We start from the raw sequence: 5,359 nt of genomic DNA on the forward strand, positions 1-5,359 counted from the left end.
CCGCACTTGGCGGCCCCGACAGCCAGGCCGCGCGCGAACTGGCGCTCAACCACGCCGCCCGCGGCGTCGGCTCGCCCCAATTGCTGTGGTCGGACCTGCCCCCCGACGGCCCCGAGCCGGACGTCGAGAGCACCGACCCCGAACGGCCGCTGCGCGCGGCGGAGTGAGCGGCGGGCACGGCGGCCCCCGGGGGCCGGTTCGGGAATCGGCAGCGCCCGCGGACCGGCAGACCTCCTGACCTAAAGGCATCGGCGACACGGTCGGCGCGGCCCGCGCGTCTGACGACCTGCGCGGGCCTTCTTTCGGGCGGTCGAGGGCGGGTCCGACAAAAGTCCGACGGAAGTCCGATGGAATTCAGATGGAATTCCGATCACGGAAATCGTGCCTCAGGCCGCCTCCACGTCCTCGTCCTCGCCCGCCTGCTGGCGTGCCCACATGGCGGCATAGCGTCCGGCGCGGGCGATCAGAGCCTCGTGCGATCCGCGTTCGACCACCTGTCCGTCCTCCAGCACCACGATCTCGTCGGCATCGACGATGGTGGACAGCCGGTGCGCGATGGCGATCACCGTGCGCCCCTCGCCCATCGCCTTGAGCTGGGTCTGGATGTCCGCCTCGGTCTCGCTGTCCAGCGCCGAGGTCGCCTCGTCCAGCAGCAGAATCGGCGGGTTTTTCAACAGGGTGCGCGCGATGCCCACGCGCTGCTTCTCGCCGCCCGAGAGCTTCAGCCCGCGCTCGCCCACCATCGTCTCGTAGCCCTTGGGCAGGCCCGCGACGAAGTCGTGGATCTGCGCGGCACGCGCGGCGGCCTCGATCTCGGCGCGGCTCGCCTCGGGGCGGCCATAGGCGATATTGTAACAGATCGTGTCGTTGAACAGCACCGTGTCCTGCGGCACCACGCCGATCTGAGCATGCAGGCTGTCCTGCGTGACGTCGCGAACGTCCTGCCCGTCGATCAGCACCGCCCCGTCCGTGACATCGTAGAACCGGAACAGCAGCCGCCCGATGGTCGACTTGCCCGCGCCCGAAGGCCCGACGATGGCAACCTTGCGGCCCGCCGGCACCTCGATCGTCACGCCCTCGAGGATCGGCCGATCCGGGTCATAGCCGAAGCGGACATCGCGGAAGAGGACCGCGCCGCCGGTCACGCGCAGATCGGGCGCGCCGGGCTTGTCCAGCACTTCGGCGGGCTGTTCCAGCAGGGCGAACATCTCGCCCATGTCGACCAGGCTCTGGCGGATCTCGCGATAGACCGTGCCGAGGAAGTTCAGCGGCATGGTGATCTGGATCATGTAGGCGTTGACCATGACGAAATCGCCCACGGTCAGCTTGCCCGCCTGCACGCCCATCGCCGCCATGACCATCACCGCGATCAGCCCGCCGGTGATCAGCAACGCCTGCCCGAAGTTCAGGATGGCCAGCGAATACGAGGTCCTGATCGCGGCATCCTCGTAGCCCGCCATGGCGCGGTCGTAACGCTCGGCCTCGCGGGTCTCGGCGCCGAAATACTTGACGGTCTCGAAATTCAGCAGGCTGTCGATCGCCTTCTGGTTGGCGTCGCTGTCCTGGTCGTTCATCTCGCGGCGGATCTTCACCCGCCATTCGGTGACCCTGAAGGTGAACTGCACGTAAAGCGCGATCGTCGCCGCGACCACCGCCAGATACCAGACGCCGAAGGCCACGTAGAAGATGACCCCCACCAGCGCCAGTTCCAGCACCAGCGGGCCGATCGAGAACAGCAGGAAGCGCAGCAGGAACTCCACCCCCTTCACGCCGCGCTCGATGATGCGCGACAGCCCGCCGGTCTTGCGGGTGATGTGATAGCGCAAGGACAGCCGGTGAATATGGGTGAAGGTTTCCAGCGCGATCCGGCGCAGCGCGCGCTGCCCCACCCGGGCAAAGATCGCATCGCGCAATTGCTGAAAGCCCGTGTTCATCAGCCGCGCCATGCCATAGGCCACCGTCAGGCCCACCGCGCCCACCGCCATCAGCATCGTCTCGGGCGCGCCCTCGCCGGTCAGGCTGTCGACGGCCGCCTTGTAGAAGAGGGGCGTCACCACCGCGATCACCTTGGCCAGCACCAGCGCCAGCATGGCCAGAACCACGCGCCGCTTTGCCCAGCCCTGCCCCTCGGGCCAGAGATAGGGCGCAACCTTGCGGATGGTGCGCAGCCCCTGCGCGCGGTCGAGTTGGGACAGATCGGCGGTGGTGGGGCGGCGTCCGCGGCGCATGGGCAAGGTCCGGTTGGATCAGGCTTCGCAACCTAATCTGCGCAAGGGGGAAAGACCAGTGGCGCGGTCACATGGGCCTGTTACTCGGGCAGGGTGAAGACCTGGCCGGGATAGATCAGGTCAGGGTCTCGGATCTGGGCGCGGTTGGCGCCGAAGATCTTGACGTATTGAAACCCGCTGCCATAGGTCCGGTCCGCGATGCCCCACAGGGTGAAGCCCGGCTGCACCGTGATCACCCGCGCCTCGGCCTGCCCGCCGGGGGTGGCGACGGATGCGCGGGCGGCGATTTCCTCGGGCGGCTCGCGCCGGAACGGGGTCTCGAACCGCGCCGAGACGCTGCCATCGGGGTTCAACAGGTCGGCGCGCAGCGTGTAAAGCCCCGGTGCCACCGAGTCGAGCCGCTGCGCCCAGCGGCCCGAGGCGTCGATCAGCCCCCAGGCGATGGCGGCATTGTCAAGGTATAGCCGCAGCGCCCCCCCGGCCTGACCGCGCCCCGACAGCGCCACGGCGCCATCCGCCTCATAGGCGATGGCCTCGATCAGCACCCCCGCCCGGCCCGGTGGCAGGTCGCCCTCGGGCGCCTGCAGCACGCGCACCCCGGCCGCATCCGACAGCAGGATCTGGGGCGCGCGGTGCGGGGCGGGTTCGGGCGCGGCGGGGCCTGGCGCCTCGGCCAGTTCCGCGGCGTGCGGCTCTGGCGCGGGCGGTTCGGCGGCGCTTTCGGCTGGCCCGGGCGCGGGCGCGGATGTTGGCGCCACGAACACGGTCGCCCCCGACGCGATGGTACGCCCGTCGGCAAGCTCCATCCGCAGCGACAGGGCGCGCGGCACATCGGCGGGCGGCAGTTCCGCGAACAGGCTGAACGAACCATCGCCGCCCGCCTTGGCCCTCGCGACCTCGTCGCCCTCGACCAGCAGCACCACCGCGCTGCCCGGCTCGGCCCGCCCCGCGATCAGCGTGTTTCCGGCGGGATCGACCCGCACCACGTCGAAGGCGGGCGGCGCGGGTATCCCGGCCTCGGCCTGCGCCTCGGCGGGTGCGGGGGCATCCACGGCCGATTGCCCGGTGACCGCGGGTTCGGGTGCCGGGGCGTCCTTGTCCCGGCTCAGGAACCAGTTCAGCACCATGAGCACGATCACGATCTCGCCCACGATCAGGGTCCAGGCCAGGGGCCCCAGTTTCCGCTTGCCATCCGACATCGCCCGGCCTCCATGGCGCTGCGCCCGCGCTTGCCGGACCATAGCAACCCCGGTATCACGGGTCCAGAAATCCCATGACAAGGGCCGGCCCATGACCAAAAAGCCCCTCTCGATCTGCGTCTTCTGCGGCTCGCGCGACGGGCACAACCCGGCCCATGCCGCCGAGGCCGACGCCTTTGGCCGTGCGCTGGCCGAGGCGGGCTGGCGGCTGGTCTATGGCGCGGGCGACGTGGGGCTGATGGGCCGCGTTGCGCGCAGCACGCAGATCGCGGGCGGCCAGACCTTTGGCGTGATCCCGGTGCATCTGTTCGACCGCGAGGTGGGCAAGCGCGACCTGACCACCTTCATCGTCACCGAGAACATGCATGAGCGCAAGAAGGTCATGTTCATGAACTCGGACGCGATCGTGGTGCTGCCCGGCGGCGCGGGCTCGCTGGACGAGTTCTTCGAGGTGCTGACCTGGCGGCAGCTGGGCCTGCATGCGAAACCGATCTTCCTGCTCTCGACCAACGGCTTCTGGAGGCCGCTGACCGCGCTGATCGACCATTTCATCGCCGAGGGCTTTGCCGAGCCCAGCCTGCGCGACTATTACGGCGTCGTGTCCGACGTGCCCGACCTGATGGAAGCCCTGCGCGCTGCCCTTTCGCCGCGCAGGCTTTCGGCCGAGTAAAGCGCGAGCGCCGCCCGGATCAGCCCGAAGGCCAGGATGTGCCAGCCCGTGAACGCCTCGCGGAAAACCAGCGTTGCGACAAGGAATTGCAGCGTGGGGTTGATGTATTGCACCAACCCCACCGTGGCATAGCTGACCCGCCGCGTCGCATGGGAGAACAGGATCAGCGGCGTTGCCGTCAGGGGGTCCGACAGCATCAGCATGAGGCTGTCGGACAGGTCATGGCCGAAGGTGGCCAGATGGCGTCCGGTCAGCCCGCCCCAGCCCTGCGCATGCACCCCCAATAGCCGGATCAGCGCCAGCGGACGCGCCAGCAGCGCCCCGATTTCCGCCAGCCGCCCCTGCCCGGCCAGCACCAGCCCCAAGAAGACCAGCGACTACAGCGTGCGATGGCCGCCCAGCACCTCCTCGGGCGGGACATGGGCCAGCAGCCTGTAATACATCGACGACAGGCCCCGGATCACGCAGGCCGCGACCATCGCAGCGATGCCCTTGCGCCCCTCGTCCATGTCAGCGCGACGCCATGAACCGGCCGAGCCGGGCGAGCCCCTCCTCGATATCCGCGGTCGAGCGCGCATAGGAAAACCGCAGCGTGCCGGCCCCGCGCAGGGGATCGAAATCCAGCCCCGGCGTGACCGCGACCCCGGCCTTTTCAAGAATTTCGGCGGCAAAGGCGCGGCTGTCGTCGGTCAGGTCGGACACGTCGGCATAGACGTAGAAGGCGCCATCGGGCGGTGCGATCCTGGTGAAGCCCGCCTTGGGCAGTCCCTCCATCATCAGCGCGCGGTTGCGGCGGTAGAGCGCCATGTTCGACTGCAACTCGTCCGTGCAATCGAGGGCGGCCAGCGCGACCACCTGGCTGGCATGCGGCGCACAGATGAAGAGATTCTGCACCAGCCGCTCGATCCGGCGGATGTGATCCTCGGGCACCACCATCCAGCCGACGCGCCAGCCGGTCATCGAGAAATACTTGGAGAACGAGTTGATGACATAGGTCTGATCGGTGATCTCCAGCGCGGTGACGGCTTTGCGCTCGTACTCGATGCCGTGATAGATCTCGTCCGAGATGAAGGCCGCACCCCGATCCGCACTGGCCTCGATCAGCGCCGCCAGCGCGGCCTTGTCCAGCATCGTGCCCATCGGATTGGCGGGCGAGGCGACCAGCAGCCCGTCGAGATCGGTGGGCAGATCCGCGGGCACCGGCTGATAACGGTGCTGCGCCTCGGTGCCGATCATCACGGTTTGCAGCCCCAGCGCCTGAA

At 68.9% G+C, this 5,359-nt stretch carries 6 protein-coding genes; 1 reads left to right on the top strand and 5 read right to left on the bottom strand.

Annotated features, from left to right (window positions below):
- Positions 1-386 precede the first annotated feature (386 nt).
- Together ENN83_RS03005 and ENN83_RS03010 are read right to left on the bottom strand one after the other, a co-directional pair.
- Positions 387-2,228 (bottom strand): ABCB family ABC transporter ATP-binding protein/permease, encoded by a 1,842-nt coding sequence (locus ENN83_RS03005; RefSeq protein WP_287183939.1) that lies wholly within the window; start codon positions 2,226-2,228, stop codon positions 387-389.
- A gap of 80 nt (positions 2,229-2,308) precedes the next feature.
- Positions 2,309-3,427, bottom strand: a complete 1,119-nt coding sequence (locus tag ENN83_RS03010; RefSeq protein ID WP_287183942.1) for a LysM peptidoglycan-binding domain-containing protein — start codon at positions 3,425-3,427, stop codon at positions 2,309-2,311.
- A gap of 91 nt (positions 3,428-3,518) precedes the next feature.
- Between ENN83_RS03010 and ENN83_RS03015 the strand changes: the two genes are divergently transcribed.
- Positions 3,519-4,097 carry a TIGR00730 family Rossman fold protein gene (locus tag ENN83_RS03015; RefSeq protein ID WP_287183944.1) on the top strand — a complete coding sequence of 193 codons (579 nt, stop codon included), beginning with the start codon at positions 3,519-3,521 and terminating at the stop codon, positions 4,095-4,097.
- On the opposite strand, the gene ENN83_RS03020 is transcribed toward ENN83_RS03015, so the two are convergent.
- The 3 genes from ENN83_RS03020 to ENN83_RS03025 all read right to left on the bottom strand — a co-directional run.
- The gene (locus tag ENN83_RS03020) at positions 4,016-4,462 is read right to left on the bottom strand and encodes a hypothetical protein (RefSeq protein WP_349760089.1); all 447 of its coding nucleotides are present in this window, start codon (positions 4,460-4,462) and stop codon (positions 4,016-4,018) included. The genes ENN83_RS03015 and ENN83_RS03020 overlap by 82 nt on opposite strands.
- 12 nt (positions 4,463-4,474) lie before the next feature.
- Positions 4,475-4,606: a hypothetical protein gene (locus ENN83_RS16905; protein WP_349760090.1), complete on the bottom strand. Its 132-nt coding sequence runs from the start codon at positions 4,604-4,606 to the stop codon at positions 4,475-4,477.
- Between the two features lies 1 nt (position 4,607).
- Positions 4,608-5,359: pyridoxal phosphate-dependent aminotransferase (locus ENN83_RS03025; RefSeq protein WP_287183946.1), on the bottom strand; the 752-nt coding region annotated here is incomplete at its 5' end.

It is taken from the genome of Rhodovulum sp., from assembly GCF_011048875.1.
GTDB lineage: Bacteria > Pseudomonadota > Alphaproteobacteria > Rhodobacterales > Rhodobacteraceae > Rhodovulum > Rhodovulum tesquicola.

Excerpts from the sequence above, each read along its gene's own strand:
- ENN83_RS16905 (WP_349760090.1), bottom strand. The coding sequence starts at position 4,606 with ATGGACGAGGGGCGCAAGGGCATCGCTGCGATGGTCGCGGCCTGCGTG.
- ENN83_RS03015 (WP_287183944.1), top strand. The coding sequence starts at position 3,519 with ATGACCAAAAAGCCCCTCTCGATCTGCGTCTTCTGCGGCTCGCGCGAC.
- ENN83_RS03005 (WP_287183939.1), bottom strand. The coding sequence starts at position 2,228 with ATGCGCCGCGGACGCCGCCCCACCACCGCCGATCTGTCCCAACTCGAC.
- ENN83_RS03010 (WP_287183942.1), bottom strand. The coding sequence starts at position 3,427 with ATGTCGGATGGCAAGCGGAAACTGGGGCCCCTGGCCTGGACCCTGATC.